The organism is Dietzia cercidiphylli, assembly GCF_014145145.1.
In the GTDB taxonomy this organism is placed as follows: Bacteria; Actinomycetota; Actinomycetes; order Mycobacteriales; family Mycobacteriaceae; genus Dietzia; species Dietzia natronolimnaea.
This window is the reverse complement of sequence record NZ_JAALEA010000300.1, coordinates 1-1,731: the sequence shown is the minus strand read 5'-3', so window position 1 is coordinate 1,731 and position 1,731 is coordinate 1. Positions and strand designations below refer to the sequence as shown.

Annotated in this window: 3 protein-coding genes; 2 read left to right on the top strand and 1 reads right to left on the bottom strand. The window is 71.2% G+C overall.

Features of this window, described 5'->3' with window-relative positions:
- Positions 1-234 precede the first annotated feature (234 nt).
- On the bottom strand, positions 235-717 hold the full coding sequence (locus G6028_RS11160) for a DoxX family protein (protein ID WP_182641161.1): 483 nt from the start codon (positions 715-717) through the stop codon (positions 235-237).
- A gap of 96 nt (positions 718-813) precedes the next feature.
- Between G6028_RS11160 and G6028_RS11155 the strand changes: the two genes are divergently transcribed.
- Together G6028_RS11155 and G6028_RS11150 are read left to right on the top strand one after the other, a co-directional pair.
- Positions 814-1,344 (top strand): MarR family winged helix-turn-helix transcriptional regulator, encoded by a 531-nt coding sequence (locus G6028_RS11155; protein ID WP_182658881.1) that lies wholly within the window; start codon positions 814-816, stop codon positions 1,342-1,344.
- The coding region (locus G6028_RS11150; RefSeq protein WP_182658880.1) for an SdpI family protein at positions 1,341-1,731 on the top strand (391 nt) is incomplete at its 3' end. The genes G6028_RS11155 and G6028_RS11150, both read left to right, overlap by 4 nt.

The window sequence follows — 1,731 nt, the reverse complement described above, 5'->3', positions numbered from 1 at the left end:
ACCGCGCCCCGGGAACCGGGGCCCCGCCCCGTCGAGAACCGGGCCACCCACTCGTTGAGAAGACGGTTCCGACCACGTTTCCCGAGTGTGGGGTGTGCGGAACGCTCTTTTCGATGCGGCCTTGTCGACGTGGCCTCGGTGACGTGGCCTACTCGATGCGCTGGTCTCGATGCGCTCTCGACCGGAGGCCGCGGGGCCGCGGGGGCGGGCCGGGTGCAGCCGGCCTGCGTGGAGTCAGCCCCGGGCGGCGCGACGGTTCGCGATCAGCGCGTCGAGGCTGTAGCGACCGGTGCCGACCAGGCCGAAGACGGCGACGGCCAGCGCGATCACGGCGACGAGCTCCCAGCCACCGTTGGTGGCGTAGATCCCCGCGCCCTGGTGGACGAAGACATAGGCGCCGACCATGACGACGACGACGAGGGCCGCGACGACCTGGGTGAGCAGCCCCAGCACCAGCAGGATCCCTCCGGCCAGCTCGACGACGCCCGCGAACACCGCGGCGGCCTGGGCGGCGGGGACCCCGACGGAGTCGAAGAACTGGCCGGTGGCCCCGGCGCCGTTGGTGACGAGCTTCTCCCAGCCGTGCGCGATCAGGACCACCCCGAGCAGCACCCGGGTAAGGAGCAGGCCGATGTCGCGGACGATCCCGCGCACGGGGATCAGGCGGGTCTCGGCCCCGGCGGCACGGGAAGAGGGGACGGTCGTCGTGGTGCTCATGTCTGTGGTCCTTTCGGGTCACGCATCCGGATGATGCGTCACACACTTCTATCCCCGTACTAGATGTCGTGTCAACTATGAGCGTAGTGTGGGGTCATGAGCGAACCCCTGCCGACCGACCACGTGCAATGGCTGACCGACGAGGAGAAGGCGCTCTGGCGCGACTACCTCGCGATCCAGGGCCGCCTGCACCTGGCTATCCAGCGCGACCTCAAGGCCACGTCGAGCCTGACGGAGCCGGAGTTCGAGGTGCTCGTGTACCTCAGCGAGGCCGACGGCCCGCTGAGGATGACCGCGCTGTCCGACGTCCTGCAGTGGGAACGCAGCCGGCTCTCCCATCAGGTGACCCGGATGGTCCGGCGTGGACTGGTGCAGCGGACGAGCTGCCCCACCGACGGCCGGGGCGCGTTCGTCTCCGCCACCGAGGAGGGCATGCGTGAGATCAGGGAGGCCGCACCCGATCACGTCGCCACGGTGCGCCGGGAGTTCCTGGACCGGCTCAGCGAGCAGGACAAGCGCGAACTCGCCCGACTTCTCGCGCTGGTCGAGGGTTCCACCGGGGAGGGGCCGACGGGGGATGAGGCGAATCGGAAATCCCCCGTCGCGGGCGTACCCTCGGGGGCGTGAACGCAGTGCTCGTGGTGGTCGTGGTGCTCCTGGCGTGTCTCGCCCTGGTGGTCGGGGTTACCGGCCTGCTGGGACTGCTCGGTCGACTGCCGGGTAACGGCGTCCTGGGCGTCCGCACCCCGGAGACCCGCCGCTCCCCCGAGGCCTGGACGCTCGCCAACCGGGCTGCCGGGCCCGCCCTGCTCGGCTCAAGCCTCATGCTCATGCTCGGTGCGCTGGGCGTGGGACTGATCGGGGGCTGGGTCGGTGGCCTCGTCGTCGTCGTCGCTCTTCTGGGTTCGCTCGCCCTGCTCAGCGTCGCCGGCCTCGCCGGCTCCCGCGCCGCGGCGCTGTGGGAGGACGCGCAGGACGACGACGAGGGCGGTTGCGGCTGCGGCTCCGAGGGCG